This window comes from Arthrobacter sp. QXT-31 (assembly GCF_001969265.1).
Taxonomy (GTDB): Bacteria; Actinomycetota; Actinomycetes; order Actinomycetales; family Micrococcaceae; genus Arthrobacter.
Map to the genome: position 1 here is coordinate 377,559 of NZ_CP019304.1, position 16,888 is coordinate 394,446.

Genomic DNA, 16,888 nt, shown 5'->3' on the forward strand with positions numbered 1-16,888 from the left:
GATGTTCTGGACCTCATATTTCCTGGCGGTCCTGGCGATAGTACTGGCCTGGCCGGTGCCTATCCTCCTTTCGCGCGCCCACTGGCCGGCGCGCGACCCTTTCACGGCCATGGTGCTGTGGCAGGCCATCGGCCTGGCCGGTGGCCTTTCCATGATCGGCGCCATGCTGGTCTACGGCCTCGAGCCTGTAGGCGACAACCTGCTTGCGGGCCTTCGCGCGCTGACAGACATGGTGCTGTTCGCGGCGCCCACCACCGCATTGGGTTTCTGGCATCTCTTCGCGCTCTCCGCAGCGGCGCTGCTCACGGCACATCTCGTCTTCACGCTGCTGCTGACCTACTACAAGATCGAGCGCCAGCGAAAGCGCCATCGCGAACTGCTGGCCCTGCTGGCATCACCGTCCGACGACGGTCCCGGCACGGTGGTCATCAACCATGATTCACCGGTGGCGTATTGCCTTCCCGGCGGCGCCCGCTCCGTCACCGTCCTCTCCGACGGACTCATGGCCGCCCTCGAGCCGGCGGAGTTGCGGGCCGTCCTGATTCACGAAAACGCGCACCTGACCCAGCGCCACCACCTGCTGCTGTGGGCCTTCGCCGCCTGGCGCCAGGCGCTGCCGTGGCTGCCCACGACGCGCCTGGCCCAGGAAGCCGTGAACTCCCTGATTGAAATGCTGGCCGACGACGTTGCCCTCAAGACCGAAAGCAAGGGGACGCTGATCAAGGCGATTGCCATAGTCGCCAGCGGGTCGGCGGCGCCCCGGGGGGCCGCCGTCATGGAAACTGCAAACCTGGCTGGGTCAGGCCTTCAGCTGCCCGATGGTGCCGGCGGTTCCGGCCCGGCGAGCACGACGGCGTCACGCGTCAGCCGCCTGCTCTCCCCCAAACCTCCGCTCGCCGCCGGCCTCCGTGCAGCCGTCCTCGCGGTGTGCACGCTGCTGCTGGCCATGCCCACCGCGCTGCTGATCGTTCCGGGCCTGCTGGGCTGAGACTCCGGCGGGTTGCCGCCCCGCCGCGGCAGCCTTAGGCGTCGATGCGTTCGCGGTCCAGGCTGGACGCTCCGGCGATGATGAAGTCCTTGCGCGGGGCGACATCCGATCCCATCAGCAGGTCGAAGATGGCCTCCGCCTGCTGGGCGTTCTCGATGTTGACCTTGCGGAGCATCCGGTGCCGGGGGTCCATGGTGGTTTCCGCCAGCTGTTCGGCATCCATCTCGCCCAGGCCCTTGTAGCGCTGGATGGGTTCCTTGTACTTCCTGCCTTCGGCGGCGAGCTTCGCCAGCAGGGTGTGCAGCTCGGCTTCGGAGTAGGTGTAGATCATCTCGTTGGCCTTCTGGCCGGGGTTGATGACTTCCACCCGGTGCAGCGGCGGGACGGCGGCGAACACCCTGCCCTCCTCCACCATCGGCCGCATGTATCGGAAGAACAGCGTGAGCAGCAGCGTACGGATGTGGGCGCCGTCGACGTCGGCGTCGGTCATCAGGATGACCTTCCCGTAACGGGCCGCTTCGATCGCGAAGCTGCGCCCCGAGCCGGCCCCCACCACCTGGATCAGTGCCGCGCACTCGGCGTTGGAGAGCATGTCGCCCACGGAGGCCTTCTGGACGTTGAGGATCTTGCCGCGGATGGGCAGCAGAGCCTGGAAGTCCGAGGAGCGCGCCAGCTTCGCGGTGCCCAGCGCCGAGTCGCCTTCCACGATGAACAGTTCGGAACGGGCGACGTCGTCGGTGCGGCAGTCAGCCAGCTTGGTGGGCATCGACGACGACTCGAGCGCGGTCTTCCGGCGCTGCGTCTCCTTGTGGACGCGGGCGGAGATGCGCGACTTCATCTCGCTGACGATTTTTTCCAGCAGCAGCGCCGACTGCGCCTTGTCGTTGCGGTTGGAGGAGTTGAGCTTGGCTGTGATCTCCTTCTCCACCACGCGGGCCACGATGGCCTTGACGGCCGAGGTGCCGAGGATTTCCTTGGTCTGGCCCTCGAACTGCGGCTCGGCGAGCCGGACGGTCAGCACGGCGGTGAGCCCAGCGAAGATGTCGTCCTTCTCGATCTTGTCGTTGCCGGCCTTGAGTTTCCGGGCGTTGGCTTCCACCGTCTTCCGGAACGTCTTCACGAGGGCCTGCTCGAAGCCGGCCTGGTGGGTGCCGCCCTTCGGTGTGGAGATGATGTTCACGAAGCTGCGGACGGTGGTGTCGTACCCGATGCCCCAGCGCAGCGCCACGTCCACTTCGCAGTCGCGTTCCACTTCGGCGATCTTGCTGTGGCCGCGCTCATCCAGCACGGGGACGGTTTCCTTGAACTTACCGGCGCCGTGCAGTCGCCAGACGTCGGTGACCGCGGAATCGGCGGCGAGGAAGTCAACGAACTCGGAGATGCCGCCGTCGTGGTGGAACACCTCCTCGTGCACCCCCAGTTCACCGGGTGTGCCGGGGAGCTTGCGCTCATCCCGGACCGTGATTTTCAGGCCTGGCACGAGGAAGGAGGTCTGGCGCGCACGTGCGGCGAGTTCTTCGTAGGAGAACCGGGCGTCCGGCGTGAAGATCTGGGTGTCTGCCCAGTAGCGGATGCGCGTGCCGGTGACGCCGCGTTTGGCTTTGCCGATCACGTCGAGGACAGAGTCCTCGACGAACGGGGAGAAAGCCGCTGCCGGGTTGGGCCTGCCGTTGTCGTCGAAACGGCCGGGCTCACCCCGCCGGAAGGACATCCTGTAGGTCTTGCCGCCCCGGTCCACTTCAGCGTCGAGACGGGCCGAAAGGGCGTTCACCACGGAGGCGCCGACGCCGTGCAGACCGCCGGAGGCGGTGTAGGAACCGCCGCCGAACTTGCCGCCGGCGTGCAGCTTGGTGAAGACCACTTCGACGCCGGTAAGGCCCGTCTTGGGTTCGACGTCGACGGGAATGCCGCGGCCGTCGTCGTGAATCTCTACAGAATTGTCCGCGTGCAGGATGATCTTGATGTCATGGCCAAAGCCGGCCAGCGCCTCGTCGACGGAGTTGTCGATGATTTCCCAGAGGCAGTGCATGAGGCCGCGGGAGTCCGTGGATCCGATGTACATGCCGGGGCGTTTGCGCACGGCCTCCAGCCCCTCCAGCACCGAAAGGTGGCGGGCGGTGTAATCAGAACTCGGTGCCACAGGTAGTGAACTCCTTTGGAAAACAGGCCGGATCGGCATTAAAAGGCTCCCTCTAGCCTAGTCCCGACGCGGCCGAACGCCTGACTGCCACTCCCGACACGGGCACCAACTCCCGGCGTTCGTTACGGACACGTGATACGCGGACAGCGAAAGTGACCCATCCTTGCCACGGAATAGCTGCGAATGCTGGTTATATAGATGTACAGATCTACTAAGGAGGCCGACATGACAACAGCAGTTGCCGACCGCACGCTAACCGCAGCTGACCGGTGTGACCGTTGCGGAGCGCAGGCATACGTCCGGGTTGTACTCGAGTCCTCCGGAGGTGAGCTGCTCTTCTGCGCCCACCATTCACGCGCCGTCGAAGCGACCCTCAGGCCGCTCAGCTCCGAATGGCACGATGAGACGGACCGGCTGCACGAGAAGGCTCCGGTTCCGGTCGACTAGACAACAAGGCTTGAAGCCAGGACCCCCAGGCGGGGGTCCTGGCTTTTTCTTTTTCGGCTTTTATTTATTTCGACGGCGGATCCCCCGCGGGCTAAATTGTCAGTGCCCCTTGGCAGACTGTGTTCATGGAAGTTCTGGGAAATTCAGCAGTGAAAACGGGGGCACCGCACGGCGACGCCCCGCTTGCTGCCGCCGTTCCCGTCGGCGGGTTCTCCGGCGAGGTTTCTTCCTTCGATGGCTTCCTTGATGACGACTTTCCCTACGGCGCTGATTCGGACTCCGCGTATCCGGAGGACCCTTTCCCCGGCGGGGAGTATGACGACGGTGACCTCCCGGAAGATCCGTTTCCCGAGGCGCTGTTTTACGAGACATCGTTCACCGGTTGTGAGCGAACGGATGGTGGTGCAGCGGGGTTGAGTCTCGACGGCCGGATCGGCGCGGTAAAGAGACTTTTACGGACCGATCTCACTGCCGACGGTCCCGGGTTGATCGACCAGACCGCGGTTCTGGAGAAATTCAAACGCTGGGCCACCGGGCAGCAGGCCAGGCTGGCCGTCGAGTTCGAAGCGAGACAGCGCCAGGAACAAGCCGAACCCGACGCCGCGAGCAGCCCGGCGCAGAGCAGTCCCGGTAACCTGTCGGCTGAGGATGTGGGCAGGAAGCGACACAGGGAAACGGGCCTTGGTGTGGCTGAGCAGATCGCCCTGGCCCGGGGTGAGTCCCCGCACCGCGGCGGCCGGCTGCTCGGCATGGCCAAAGCCCTTGTCATTGAAATGCCCCACACCCTCACCGCTCTGGATACCGGCCGGCTGAGCGAAGAAAAGGCCATGCATGTGGTGAAGGAAACGGCCGTCCTGACCGTTGAAGACCGGGCCGCGGTCGACGAGGAACTCGCCGCCGATACCGGGACCTTCGACGGGGTCGGGACCCGCGGCGTCATCGCCGCGGTCAAAGCCGCTGCGATCCGACGGGATCCGCGCTCGGTCACCCAGCGGGCCAGCCACGCCGCCACCGAGCGGGGCGTGAGCCTGCGCCCGGCCCCGGACTGCATGACCTACCTCACAGCCCTGTTGCCCGCCCACGAAGGCGTCGCCGCCTACACAGCGCTCAGTGCCCACGCCGATGCCCTCCGCTCCGCCGGGGACCCGCGCTCCAAAAACCAGGCCATGGCCGACACCCTCGTCGAATCCGTCACCGGCACCCCCGGCGGGATCAGCGGCATCGACATCAACCTCGTCATGACCGACCGCACCCTCCTCCAAGCCGACAGCGAACCCGCGCGCCTCACCGGCTACGGCACCGTCCCCGCAGCATGGGCACGCGAACTCCTCAACCCCGAACAGGCATCGGAACGAGGCGGAGAAGAATCACACGGACAGGGGCGCTGCCCAGAGGGTTCGAGCCAGCAGGCTTCCGGCCAGGCAACCGTAGGCAGACAAGACGCTTCGGGCTCAAACGCTTCCGGCTCGAAGGCAGGCCACAAGGACACGGTAAAGGAACTGAAGATCTGGCTCCGCCGGCTCTACACCGCCCCGGACACCGGCGACCTGGTCGCCATGGACTCCAAACGGCGGCTCTTCCCGCCACCCCTGCGCCGCTTCATCCAAGTCCACGACGACACCTGCCGAACCCCCTACTGCGACGCACCCATCCGCCACCACGACCACATCATCCCCTGGCACAACAACGGCCCAACCAGCATCACCAACGGCGCCGGACTCTGCGAAGCCTGCAACCACACCAAAGAACTACCCGGCTGGAAAGCCCAACCCAGACCAGGACCCCGCCACACCATCGAAATCACCACCCCAACCGGCCACACCTACCACTCCACCGCACCCCCACTACCGGGAACCAGCCTGGCCAGATCCAACCTGCCCTTATCTGGCTCTACGGCTACCGGTACGTGCCCTGATGCAGCCGGGCCAGCGATCTCTGGGACCGGGTCCCCGAACCAGCCGGTTGGGATCGGCCCGGATGAAGCGGGACAGCTGAAACCAGCCCCTGCATCCAGGACTGAGTCCATCACTGGGAAAGCGGCGGCGGAAATACCGCCGCCGCCGAGCCGGACGTAACCGGACCAGTCATACAGGCTGACCTCCGCGCGACCTGGTCTGCCACCCGGCAACGACGACCTCCGTATGTTTGGCGGCCACAGAGCCCGTGCACATGACGGACCTCGTAGCCGTACGACAAAGGCCAGGCCTGCTGCCGGATTTTCCGGCAGCGGGCCTGGCCTTTGTAGACGTTCCTAGTCCAGAGCTTCCTAGTCCAGGTAGTCCCGCAGGACCTGCGACCGGGACGGGTGGCGGAGCTTGGACATGGTCTTGGATTCGATCTGACGGATGCGCTCACGGGTAACGCCGTAGACCTTGCCGATTTCGTCTAAAGTCTTCGGCTGGCCATCGGTGAGGCCGAACCGCATGGCGACGACGCCGGCTTCGCGCTCGGACAGGGTGTCCAGCACGGAGTGCAGCTGTTCCTGCAGCAGGGTGAAGCTGACAGCGTCGGCCGGCACCACGGCTTCGGAGTCCTCGATGAGGTCACCGAACTCAGAGTCGCCATCTTCGCCGAGCGGGGTGTGCAGCGAAATGGGCTCCCGGCCGTACTTCTGGACCTCGACGACCTTCTCGGGGGTCATGTCGAGCTCGAGCGCCAGCTCTTCGGGAGTGGGTTCGCGGCCCAGGTCCTGCAGCATCTGGCGCTGGACTCGGGCCAGCTTGTTGATGACTTCCACCATGTGCACCGGGATACGAATGGTGCGGGCCTGGTCCGCCATGGCACGGGTGATGGCCTGGCGGATCCACCACGTGGCGTAGGTGGAGAACTTAAAGCCCTTGGTGTAGTCGAACTTCTCGACGGCGCGGATGAGGCCGAGGTTGCCTTCCTGGATGAGGTCCAGGAACAGCATGCCGCGGCCCGTGTAGCGCTTGGCCAGCGAAACCACGAGGCGGAGGTTGGCCTCGAGGAGGTGGTTCTTTGCGCGTTTGCCGTCGTGGATGATGAACTCAAGCTCGCGCTTGTACTTCGGATCCATGGAGCCGTCGTCGGCGGCAATCTTTTCTTCGGCGAACAGGCCGGCCTCGATGCGGAGCGCGAGGTCCACTTCCTGTTCGGCGTTAAGGAGGGCTACCTTGCCGATCTGCTTCAGGTAGTCCTTGACGGGGTCAGCGGTGGCGCCGGCCGACATGACCTGCTGTACAGGTGCGTCGTCGTCATCGGCGTCAGAGTAAACGAATCCCGAACCGGTAGGCGCTGCGGCTTCCTTGCCGGCCTCGTCGGGTTCATCGACCAGATCGGCGGTGTCGGGCTGTACGTCGTCGAGATCCTCTTCGACATCCATGTCGGCATCGTCATCGGTGGCAGGGCGGCTTCCGGCAGCTTCGGCTGCAGCCTTGGCTCCGGGCTTGGGTCCGCGCTTCTTGGGCTCGGGCTTCCCAGCGGCTCGGGTGGCTGCACGCTTGGCGCTGGATGCCGCCGGCTTCTCCTCGGCAGTGTCAACGGCCAGGGCGGCGGGTTCCTTCTTCGCGGAAGACGGGGTCACAGAAAACCTTTCTAGCGGCGGTCTGTGGAGTCACCTTCGGGCAACACCACTATGACCCTGTCAAGTCCGTGATTCACATCAGATGCAACCGAACGACAGAGCCACTAAGTAGAACTGCCGGGGCGGCCGCAATGTTCCCGCTTGGGGTCCACTGCAAGCACTGATTCACGGACCCAACCGGGTCTCGGCCTCCATTGTCTCATGATTTTCCGAACCGGGGGCCGAACAGCGTGTAATAGGCCCTTCGGGTGGTGCGCGTTGCCTTCGACCTTCCCCTCATCCGGGACGCTCATCCCGGATGTTCATCAGGGACGACGGGCCTTAAGCGGCGTCCGATCCAAATTTCTGCCATGCGGCCTCACGGCGCCCGGCCCAGCCACAGATGGTTCCGCGCCGGACCACTTCGGACAGCAGCTCGGCCAGCCGGTACCCCGGTCTGGCGTCCAGAGCCCGGGTCAACGAGGCGTGCGCAAAGGAACCCCTCCCCCGGCACCATTCGATCCAGCCGTTCGCCGTCAGCGCCGCAGCCTGCGCCTCACCCCCGCCATACGACGACAGCGCCTGCATCAGGCCCTCGAGGCGTTTCAGCGCGTCCCAGTCCGGCACTGGTGGACTCAGGCCCAGCAACACTTCGCCGTAGCCGGGCACCGCATCCGGACCGCAACTCAAAGCAGCCGGGTGTTCCGGTCCGGCGGTGGGCGGGCCGTGTTCAGCGCGGCTGCCACACGGTTCAGTTGCAGGCGCCTCTGTTTCGGGTGCCCCTGCTTCAAGCACCTTTGCATCGGATGGCGCAGATCTCTTCGCGCCCCCGGTTGCCGGGCCCGAAGACCTACCCGGGATTAGCCGCGGTTCCGGCAGCGGCGGGCAGGATACCGGCAGCCCGGATCCAGCAGAGAAGATTCCGAAGGCGTCAGCCCCCGCGGTAGCCGCGGCGCGCCCCGCTGCAGCCATTACCAGGACTGCGTCTCGCCAGGCTGGCACACGAAGGGAAGCACGCAGGAACCCGGCAAGTTCCGGCGCCAGGACACCGCAGCCCCAACCGGCTGCACGAGGGCGGGCTGCAGGTGCATCGGTGGCGGCTGGTTCGGCGGCAATTGGCCCCTCTCCAAGTGGGCCCGACGGTGGTGACCCGGTCTGGGCGGACCCGGGTCCAGGCGAACTGGACGCAGGCGAAGCGGCAACAGGTGAAACCGCTTCCAGCGCGGCGGACCAGGCGTCGAGGACGGCGTCGAACTGGGCCCGTAAGCTGCCCTTACCGGCCAGGGCCAGGCTCCAGCGCTGTTCGGCCGCCATGACAGCGGCAGTGTCGGCTGCCGGGACATCCACGCTGCAGGGTGCTGCGGTCCCGGGCGGCGCGCCGACGCTGCTGCCCAGGTACACCATCTCCGCGTTCAGCCGGCTGTCCCGGATCTCGGCGATCGGGCGCCCCGGCGGCGGGCAGCAGCTGCTGTCAGTGCAGTACACGTTGCGCCAGTACTCGTCACCGACGAGCCAGGCATCCCGCACCGGCATGCCCGCCAGCCCGAGCGCGCATTCAAGATCCGCCAGCAGAGGCCGAAAGGACGGCGCTGCCCTCCCTTCCCGGCCGGCGCCGTCAATACCTCCGTCGACAAAGAATGCCAGCAGCGTTCCGTCGGCTTCCTTGTCCGCCAGAAGGTACTCCGCCACAGTCCTGGCGAATGCTTCCCTTCCGCGGCGGCCGCCGCCCTTGGGGAGGTCGACCCGAAGCGTGGCTCCGAGACGCTTGCCCTGCATGGTCATGGCCACGAGGCTCTGCGACGGCCAATAGCCGAGACTGTGCGGGATGTAGCCCAGAATGTCTTCGGGACCGCTGATTGTGAGATGTTCCGGTGCTGTCATAGAAACAGCTTCCGGCGGCGGTCAGCGCCGGCGCCACGGTGGGCATTCCTATGTGGACAAGAGGCCCGTTGTGGACAAGAGGCCCGTGTTGCGGAGCAGTGAAGTTGCGGAGCAGTGAAGCAGCTGCGGGCCGCCAGCAGCGGACCCCGGCGGCATCATTGCCTAATCCCGGGAAGGAGCCTTGCGGCGGGCGATCCGTTCCCGTCGCTGCTGGGCCATTGCCTGCAGCAGCGGCGGCACCACGACGCCCTGGGCAGCCATCTGCCGGCGGACCTTGCGGCGCACCACCAGCATGGCGACGGAGCCGACGCCGAGGAGCAGGAAGTGCACGCAGAGCGCAATGCGGAACGGCTCCAGTCCATAGAGCTCCCCGCGGGAAAAGCCCGTGGAGTTGAGGATGTCCAGCACGGCACCGATCAGGTAGATGGCCATGAGCGCCGCGAAGAAGCCGCCCACGTTGACGATCCCCGTGGCGGTGCCGATGCGGTGGGCCGGGTTGAAGGTGCGGGCGAAGTCGAAGCCGATCATGGAACCCGGGCCTCCGATGGCCAACACCACGATCAGGACGGCCAGCAGCCACAGCGGGGAGCGGCCGGGATACAGCAGCACAGCCGCCCAGGCCGCCGCGGTTGCGCAGACGAGGAGCAGGACCATGGTGGAGCGCCGCAGGGGGTGCCGGGCGACAAAACGCCCAATCAGCGGCCCCGCACCGATGGCGCCGGCCACGTAGAGGGACATGAGCGAGGCGACGGTGGCGGCGTCGAGCCCCTGCGCCGAAATCAGGAACGGGTAACCCCAGGTCATGGCGAAAACCGTGCCGCTGAACTGGATGGTGAAGTGGCTCCACATGCCCAGCCGCGTGCCGGGCTGCTTCCAGGCGCGGGACAGGGAGACACCGGTGGCACGCAGCCCCTTGGCCGCCTCCTGTTTCGGCGTGCCAGGCGGCATGTCCTGCAGCATCAGGACCACCAGTACGACGGCGAGCCCGGAGAAGCCCGCCAGCGCAAGGAACGCGGGGGTCCAGCCCGCTGTTTGCAGGATGAAGGCGAACGGCACCACGCTCAGCAGCTGGCCCAGCTGCCCGGTCATGCCGGTCAGCTGGGTCAGCAGCGGAACGCGGGCGGGCGCAAACCACAGCGGAATCAGCCGGATGACGGAGATGAAGGTCATGGCATCACCGGCGCCCACAAGCACCCGGCCCAGCACACCGGCCGGGACGCTGTCGGCGAATGCCAGCTGCAGCTGGCCCAGGCCCATGAGCAAGGCACCGCCGGCAATCATGGCGCGCGAACCGAAGCGGTCCACCAGGACGCCCACCGGAATCTGCAGGGCGGCGTACACCAGCAACTGCAGCACCGTGAAGAAGGAGATCGCCGAGGCGCTGGCATGGAACCGCTCGGTGGCCTCCAGCCCGACCACACCGAACGATGTACGCTGCGTCACGGCCACCAGGTACGCGAAAATACCGATGATCCAAATGAGCCAGGCGCGGGGTGCAGTCACCCTTCAATTATCCCCAGCCGGGACAAAAATACTATTTATTTTGCTGGATTTCCGCCCCGTCGTGACGAGTCTTATGCACCCCAGTGACGGGGCTTACGAAGCCGGGTTCTCTCGAGCCAGGTAGGCCTCCACCGCAGCGCCCAAAGCATCGCCGTCGGGCAGTTCGTCATTCTCGTTGGCAAGCAGGGAGCGGCGTACCGTGCCCTCGGCCTTTTCGTCGTAGCGGGCCTCCAGGCGGGAGACCACCTGCTGGACTTCCTCCGACGCCTCGATCTGCTCGGCAATCTGCCGGCCCACCTCGCGGCCGGACTCGCGGAGCCGGTCGGTCGGCAGCATCAGCGAGGTGGCGGCGCCCAGGTACTCCAGCCCGGCGACGGCCGCAGTGGGATATTCGGCCTCGGCCAGGTAGTGCGGCACGTGGATGACATACCCGGCAACGTTGCGGCCGGCGTCGGTCAGGCGGAGTTCCAGGACATGCCCGACGGCGGCAGGGACTTCCACTGTCGGCTTCCAGGAGGAGATGCCTTCAATCAGCTCCGGCCGGTTGCCGTGCACGGTCACGCCGACCGGACGGGTGTGGGGCACGGGCATGGGAATGGAGTGGATCCAGGCCACCAGGTTGACGTCAAGGGCTTCGACAATCTGCACCACGGCACGGGCGAAGCGTTCCCACTGCAGGTCCGGCTCGAAGCCGGCGAGGAAGAGGAAGGGCTTGCCCAGCCCGTCCACCAGTCTGTACAGCGCCAGCGTGGGCGGCTGGTAGTCCTGCAGATGGTCCTCAACAAAGGTCACGTGCGGGCGCCGGGACCGGTAGTCCATCAGCTGGTCGGCGTCGAACACCGCCACACGTTCGGAGTCGAGCGTGTCCAGCAGCTCGTCGGTGATCTGCCGGACCACGTGGCCGGCGTCGGCGAAACCGGTGAAGCCCATCACGAGGTTCAGACCGCGGAGCTCGGGGTTATGGAACAGCCCAATGTTCTTGGCGTAGAGCGCGTCGGGGTCCAGCAGCGAGCCGGAAATCCTTTCAAACACGGCGAGTTCCTTTCGTGGTCGGGGTTAATCTTCATAACGCCGGGGAGAGCGGCGTCATTCCACGGGCAGCTGTGGCGCGCCTCTCAGCAATCCGGCAGACCGGCGCTCTCCGTCAATTGCCGACTGCCATCGCAACCGTGCCTTAAGGAAACCGTGCCTTAAGGAACACGGGCAGCCAACCGAGCCCGGGGCCACCGAGAGACTACGATCGGGAGTGGCTTCCTGCCCGAACAATCACAGAGAATTGAGGACCGATCCTCGTGGTCAAGAATACTGAAATCAACCTTAGTGCCATTGCAAGGGACCTGAAGAAGGCGGCAAGTGATGCGGTGGTCATCGGCGTCGGACAGGGCAACGACGGCCCGTTCCTGCTGGAGAACCCGCTGACTGCGAAGTCCGTCGAGGCCCTGGCGGACTCACTGAAGGTCCTGGGCATCACGGGAGCTCCGGACCAGGCGGTCCGCCTCCCCGGCCTTCCCGAGACAGGCTCCGGGATCCTGGTATTGGCCGGCGTAGGCAAGGTCGACGCCGGCGGAAGGCTTTCCGGCGAGGCACTGCGCCGCGCTGCCGGCTCTGCCGTCCGCCAGCTCGCCGGCCTCTCCTCTGTGACACTGGCTTTCCCGACGGCGACTGTCGCCGATGTTGCCGCCGTCGCCGAGGGTGCCGCGCTGGGCGCGTACTCCTTCACCGAATTCCGATCGTCCAAGGACGGTCTCAAGGACCCCGTGGCCAACGTCGCGATTTTCACTGACGTGGCCGGCGACAAGGACCTGGAGGCAGCACTCGACCGTGCCCGCCTGCTGGGCAAGGCCGTCAACGCCACCCGCTCGCTCGTGAACCAGCCGCCGAGCCACCTCTACCCCGAGTCGTTCGCGGATGCCGCCAAGGAACTGTCCAAGGGCCTTCCGGTCAAGGTCACTGTGTGGGACGAAAAGCGCCTGGAAAAGGAAGGGTTCGGCGGCATCATGGGCGTCGGAAAGGGCTCGACCCGGCAGCCGCGCCTGGTCAAGGTGGAGTACTCCCCCGCCAAAGCCACCAGGAAAATCGCCCTGGTGGGCAAGGGCATCACCTTCGACACGGGCGGCATCTCCATTAAGCCGGCCCTCGGCATGGGTGACATGAAGAGCGACATGGCGGGCGCCGCCGTCGTACTTAATACGGTCCTGGCCATCGCCGGCCTGGGCCTGCCCGTTAAGGCGACCGCGTGGCTGTGCATCGCCGAGAACATGCCCTCCGGCGCAGCGTCGCGTCCCGCCGATGTGCTGACCATGTTCGGCGGCAAGACCGTGGAGGTCCTGAACACGGACGCCGAGGGCCGGCTGGTCATGGCCGACGGCATCGTCGCGGCAAGCCAGGAGTACCCGGACGCCATCATCGACGTTGCCACCCTGACCGGCGCGCAGCTGATCGCGCTCGGCAACCGCACCGCCGGCATCATGGGTGCGGACAGCGTGACCGGCCCGCTCAAGGCGGCCGCCGACCGGGCCGGCGAACTCGTGTGGCCCATGCCGCTGCCGGAGGAACTGCGGCCCAGCCTCGACTCCCAGGTGGCGGACATTGCCAACATCGGTGAGCGCCACGGCGGCATGATGACGGCGGCCGTGTTCCTGCGGGAGTTCGTGGGCAAGGACAAGAACGGGCAGACCATCCCGTGGGCCCACATCGACATCGCCGGCCCCTCCTTCAACAACGGCGCGCCCTACGGCTACACGCCGAAACAGGGCACCGGCTGCACGGTGCGCACCCTCGTTGCTTACGTGGAGGATCTCCTGGCCTAGGCCTCTTACCCACGCAGGGCCGTGCGTCGCGCGGCTGTGCGGCGGCGTGATCCACTCGCCACACAGCCGCGTGACACTCGACACAAAGCGCTCCACAAAAGCACCGGCAAGGTGGAGCATGGATAAGTGGTTCGCTAAGGTGAACCACGGTAGTCACAAATGAAAGGGAAAAAGCCTGCTGGCATAATCACGGCAGGGCAAATTTCCAAGACCAGATGATGCGTACTCTCGCGTCATCATTCACGCGAGGGAGCGTCTAAGTGGCCGATCAGGCAACTGCGCAAGAATTCGACATCCTGGTACTCGGTGGTGGCAGCGGCGGGTACGCCACGGCTCTCCGGGCCGTTCAGCTTGGCTTCACCGTTGGCCTCGTGGAGAAGGGCAAGCTTGGCGGCACCTGCCTCCACAACGGCTGCATCCCCACCAAGGCCCTGCTGCACTCGGCCGAACTGGCAGACCACGCCCGCGACTCCGCGAAGTACGGCGTGAACGTGACGCTCGACAGCATCGACATCAACGCTGTCAACGCCTACAAGGACGGCATCATTGCCGGCAAGTTCAAGGGCCTGCAGGGCCTCATCAAGTCCAAGGGCATCACCGTCATCGAGGGTGAAGGCAAGCTCCAGGGCACCGACACCGTCGTCGTGAACGGCACCGCCTACAAGGGCAAGAACATCGTGCTGGCCACCGGGTCCTACTCCCGCACGCTGCCGGGCCTGGAAATCGGCGGCAAGGTCATCACCTCCGACGAAGCGCTGACGATGGAATCCATCCCGAAGAGCGCCATCATCCTCGGTGGCGGCGTGATCGGCGTCGAGTTCGCTTCCGTCTGGAAGTCCTTTGGCGTCGATGTCACCATCGTCGAAGGCCTGCCCTCCCTCGTCCCGAACGAGGACGCGACGATCGTCAAGAACTTTGAGCGCGCCTTCAAGAAGCGCGGCATCAAGTTCTCCACCGGCGTCTTCTTCCAGGGCGTCGAGCAGAACAGCGACGGCGTCAAGGTCACCCTCGTGGACGGCAAGACCTTCGAAGCCGACCTTCTGCTCGTGGCAGTCGGCCGCGGACCCGTCACGGCCAACCTCGGCTACGAAGAAGCCGGCCTGACCATCGACCGCGGTTTCGTCATCACCAACGAGCGCCTGCACACAGGCGTCGGCAACATCTACGCAGTCGGCGACATCGTCCCCGGCGTGCAGCTGGCGCACCGCGGCTACCAGCAGGGCATCTTCGTCGCCGAAGAGATCGCCGGCCTCAAGCCCGTCATCGTCGAAGACGTCAACATCCCCAAGGTCACCTATTCCGAGCCGGAAATTGCGACGGTCGGCTACACCGAGAAGGCCGCCAAGGCCAAGTTCGGCGACGACCAGGTCGAAACCCAGGAATACAACCTCGCCGGCAACGGCAAGAGCTCCATCCTGGGCACCAGCGGCCTCGTCAAGCTGGTCCGCCAGAAGGACGGCCCCGTCGTCGGCGTCCACATGATCGGCGCCCGCATGGGCGAGCAGATCGGTGAAGCCCAGCTGATCGTGAACTGGGAAGCCTACCCCGAGGACGTGGCCCAGCTGGTCCACGCCCACCCGACCCAGAACGAGTCCCTGGGCGAGGCACACCTGGCGCTGGCCGGCAAGCCGCTCCACGGCTAACGTTCCGCAAGACAACAAGGGCCCGGCGCACCCGGCTCAAACAGCAGGTGCGCCGGGCCCGAACAATGCAGCAATTCATCCGCACTTTTTAGATCAATAAAAGGAGAACGGGGACGACATGTCTGAATCCGTTAACTTGCCCGCCCTCGGTGAGAGCGTCACCGAAGGAACTGTCACCCGCTGGCTCAAGCAGGTAGGTGACCGGGTAGAGGTGGACGAACCGCTGCTCGAGGTTTCCACCGACAAAGTAGACACCGAAATCCCCTCTCCGATCGCCGGCGTCATCGAGGAAATCCTCGTCGCCGAAGATGAGACCGCTGAAGTCGGCGCCCCGCTGGTGCGCATCGGTGACGGCTCGGGCGGCGGCGCCGCTGAAGCACCCGCCCAGGAGGCACCCGCTGAAGCTCCGGCTGCGGCACCTGCTGCCGCTCCCGCCGAGGAGGCCCCGGCAGCTCCTGCCGAAGAGGCCCCCGCCCAGGAAGCACCCGCGGCCCAGGCAGCACCGGCATCCTCCGGCGAAGGCCACGAGGTCACCCTCCCGGCCCTCGGCGAGAGCGTCACCGAAGGTACCGTTACCCGCTGGCTCAAGGCTGTTGGCGACAACGTCGAGGTTGACGAGCCGCTGCTTGAGGTTTCCACCGATAAAGTGGACACCGAAATCCCGTCCCCCGTGGCCGGCACGCTGCAGGAGATCCGCGTCAACGAGGACGAGACCGCCGAGGTTGGCTCTGTCCTCGCCGTGATCGGCTCCGGCGCCGCTGCTCCGGCTGCCGAAAAGCCCGCTGAGGCACCTGCCGCACCTGCCGCGGAACAGCCGGCACCGGCTGAGCAGCCCGCCCCCGCCCCGGCAGCAGCCCCTGCACCTGCCCCGCAGGCTGCACCGGCTCCCCCTGCTGCCGGGGCTCCCCAGGCAGCCCCCGCACCGCAGGCAGCCCCCGCACCGCAGGCAGCCCCGGCAGCAGGCGCAGAGTCCGGCTACGTCACTCCTCTGGTCCGCAAGCTCGCCAACCAGCACGGCGTGGACATCTCCTCCGTCTCCGGCACGGGCGTTGGCGGTCGCATCCGCAAGCAGGACGTCCTGGCCGCTGCTGAATCCAAGGCTGCTCCGGCCGCAGCGCAGGCAGCCCCTGCCGCCGCGTCCGCCGCTCCGTCGGCTGCAGCGTCCTCGCTGCGCGGCACCGTGCAGAAGGCACCGCGCATCCGCCAGGTCATCGCCCGCCGCATGCGCGAGTCCCTCGAGGTCTCCACCCAGCTCACGCAGGTGCACGAGGTCGACATGACCAAGATCGCCAAGCTGCGCCTCAAGGCCAAGAACTCGTTCCAGGCCCAGAACGGCACCAAGCTGACCTTCCTGCCGTTCATCGCCAAGGCTGTGGCCGAGGCCCTGAAGCAGCACCCGAAGCTGAACGCCGCGTACGACGAGGACAAGCAGGAGATCACCTACCACAATGCCGAGCACCTGGCGATTGCGGTGGACACTGACAAGGGCCTCCTGGTTCCGGTCATCTCCGACGCCGGCAACCTCAACCTTGCCGGTCTCGCCGGCAAGATCGCTGACGTCGCCGGCCGCACCCGCGACGGCAAGATCGGCCCGGACGAACTGTCCGGCGGCACGTTCAGCATCACCAACATCGGTTCTGTCGGTGCGCTGTTCGACACCCCGATCATCAACCAGCCGCAGGTCGGCATCCTGGGCACCGGTGCGATCGTCAAGCGCCCCGTGGTGGTCCAGGACGAGAACGGTGACGACTCGATCGCCATCCGCTCCATGATGTACCTGTCCCTCACCTACGACCACCGCCTGGTGGACGGTGCGGACGCGGGACGCTTCCTGCAGACGCTGAAGGCACGCCTCGAAGAAGGCGCGTTCGAGGCGGACCTGGGACTCTAACCAACAGGACTGTTACCAGCAGCCAATAACGACGGCGGTGCGGGCGCCGGTGGGATACCACC

The 16,888-nt window shown here is 66.1% G+C and carries 11 protein-coding genes; 6 read left to right on the forward strand and 5 right to left on the reverse strand.

The window, feature by feature from the left end:
- Position 1: 1 nt before the first annotated feature.
- Positions 2 to 988 carry a M56 family metallopeptidase gene (locus BWQ92_RS01875; RefSeq protein ID WP_076797978.1) on the forward strand — a complete coding sequence of 329 codons (987 nt, stop codon included), beginning with the start codon at positions 2 to 4 and terminating at the stop codon, positions 986 to 988.
- A 34-nt stretch (positions 989 to 1,022) separates the two neighbouring features.
- Here BWQ92_RS01875 and BWQ92_RS01880 read toward each other — a convergent pair whose 3' ends face one another.
- Positions 1,023 to 3,128: a DNA gyrase/topoisomerase IV subunit B gene (locus BWQ92_RS01880; RefSeq protein WP_076797979.1), complete on the reverse strand. Its 2,106-nt coding sequence runs from the start codon at positions 3,126 to 3,128 to the stop codon at positions 1,023 to 1,025.
- Between the two features lie 225 nt (positions 3,129 to 3,353).
- Here BWQ92_RS01880 and BWQ92_RS01885 point away from each other — a divergent pair, with 225 nt between their 5' ends.
- Positions 3,354 to 3,575: a DUF7455 domain-containing protein gene (locus tag BWQ92_RS01885; protein ID WP_076797980.1), complete on the forward strand. Its 222-nt coding sequence runs from the start codon at positions 3,354 to 3,356 to the stop codon at positions 3,573 to 3,575.
- 125 nt (positions 3,576 to 3,700) lie between these two features.
- On the forward strand, positions 3,701 to 5,650 hold the full coding sequence (locus BWQ92_RS01890; protein ID WP_083706421.1) for an HNH endonuclease: 1,950 nt from the start codon (positions 3,701 to 3,703) through the stop codon (positions 5,648 to 5,650).
- A gap of 191 nt (positions 5,651 to 5,841) precedes the next feature.
- Here the strand turns inward: BWQ92_RS01890 and BWQ92_RS01895 are convergent, their stop codons facing one another.
- The 4 genes from BWQ92_RS01895 to BWQ92_RS01910 form a co-directional block, all read right to left on the reverse strand.
- Positions 5,842 to 7,119: an RNA polymerase sigma factor gene (locus BWQ92_RS01895; protein WP_076797982.1), complete on the reverse strand. Its 1,278-nt coding sequence runs from the start codon at positions 7,117 to 7,119 to the stop codon at positions 5,842 to 5,844.
- Between the two features lie 321 nt (positions 7,120 to 7,440).
- Positions 7,441 to 8,979: a DUF4192 family protein gene (locus BWQ92_RS01900; protein ID WP_076797983.1), complete on the reverse strand. Its 1,539-nt coding sequence runs from the start codon at positions 8,977 to 8,979 to the stop codon at positions 7,441 to 7,443.
- A gap of 162 nt (positions 8,980 to 9,141) precedes the next feature.
- Positions 9,142 to 10,482 carry an MFS transporter gene (locus BWQ92_RS01905; RefSeq protein ID WP_076797984.1) on the reverse strand — a complete coding sequence of 447 codons (1,341 nt, stop codon included), beginning with the start codon at positions 10,480 to 10,482 and terminating at the stop codon, positions 9,142 to 9,144.
- A gap of 93 nt (positions 10,483 to 10,575) precedes the next feature.
- Positions 10,576 to 11,514, reverse strand: coding sequence for a proteasome assembly chaperone family protein (locus tag BWQ92_RS01910; RefSeq protein WP_076797985.1), 939 nt, complete (start codon positions 11,512 to 11,514; stop codon positions 10,576 to 10,578).
- A gap of 260 nt (positions 11,515 to 11,774) precedes the next feature.
- Here BWQ92_RS01910 and BWQ92_RS01915 point away from each other — a divergent pair, with 260 nt between their 5' ends.
- From BWQ92_RS01915 to sucB, 3 genes are all read left to right on the forward strand, one after another.
- Entirely contained in the window at positions 11,775 to 13,292 is a 1,518-nt protein-coding gene (locus BWQ92_RS01915) for a leucyl aminopeptidase (RefSeq protein WP_076797986.1), read from the forward strand.
- A 260-nt stretch (positions 13,293 to 13,552) separates the two neighbouring features.
- Positions 13,553 to 14,935, forward strand: coding sequence for a dihydrolipoyl dehydrogenase (lpdA, locus tag BWQ92_RS01920; RefSeq protein ID WP_076797987.1), 1,383 nt, complete (start codon positions 13,553 to 13,555; stop codon positions 14,933 to 14,935).
- Positions 14,936 to 15,053: 118 nt separating this feature from the next.
- Positions 15,054 to 16,826 carry a 2-oxoglutarate dehydrogenase, E2 component, dihydrolipoamide succinyltransferase gene (gene sucB, locus BWQ92_RS01925; protein WP_076797988.1) on the forward strand — a complete coding sequence of 591 codons (1,773 nt, stop codon included), beginning with the start codon at positions 15,054 to 15,056 and terminating at the stop codon, positions 16,824 to 16,826.
- Positions 16,827 to 16,888 lie beyond the last annotated feature (62 nt).

Coding starts and splice junctions, on each gene's coding strand:
- sucB (WP_076797988.1), top strand. CDS start 15,054: ATGTCTGAATCCGTTAACTTGCCCGCCCTCGGTGAGAGCGTCACCGAA.
- BWQ92_RS01875 (WP_076797978.1), top strand. CDS start 2: ATGTTCTGGACCTCATATTTCCTGGCGGTCCTGGCGATAGTACTGGCC.
- BWQ92_RS01900 (WP_076797983.1), bottom strand. CDS start 8,979: ATGACAGCACCGGAACATCTCACAATCAGCGGTCCCGAAGACATTCTG.
- BWQ92_RS01890 (WP_083706421.1), top strand. CDS start 3,701: ATGGAAGTTCTGGGAAATTCAGCAGTGAAAACGGGGGCACCGCACGGC.
- BWQ92_RS01885 (WP_076797980.1), top strand. CDS start 3,354: ATGACAACAGCAGTTGCCGACCGCACGCTAACCGCAGCTGACCGGTGT.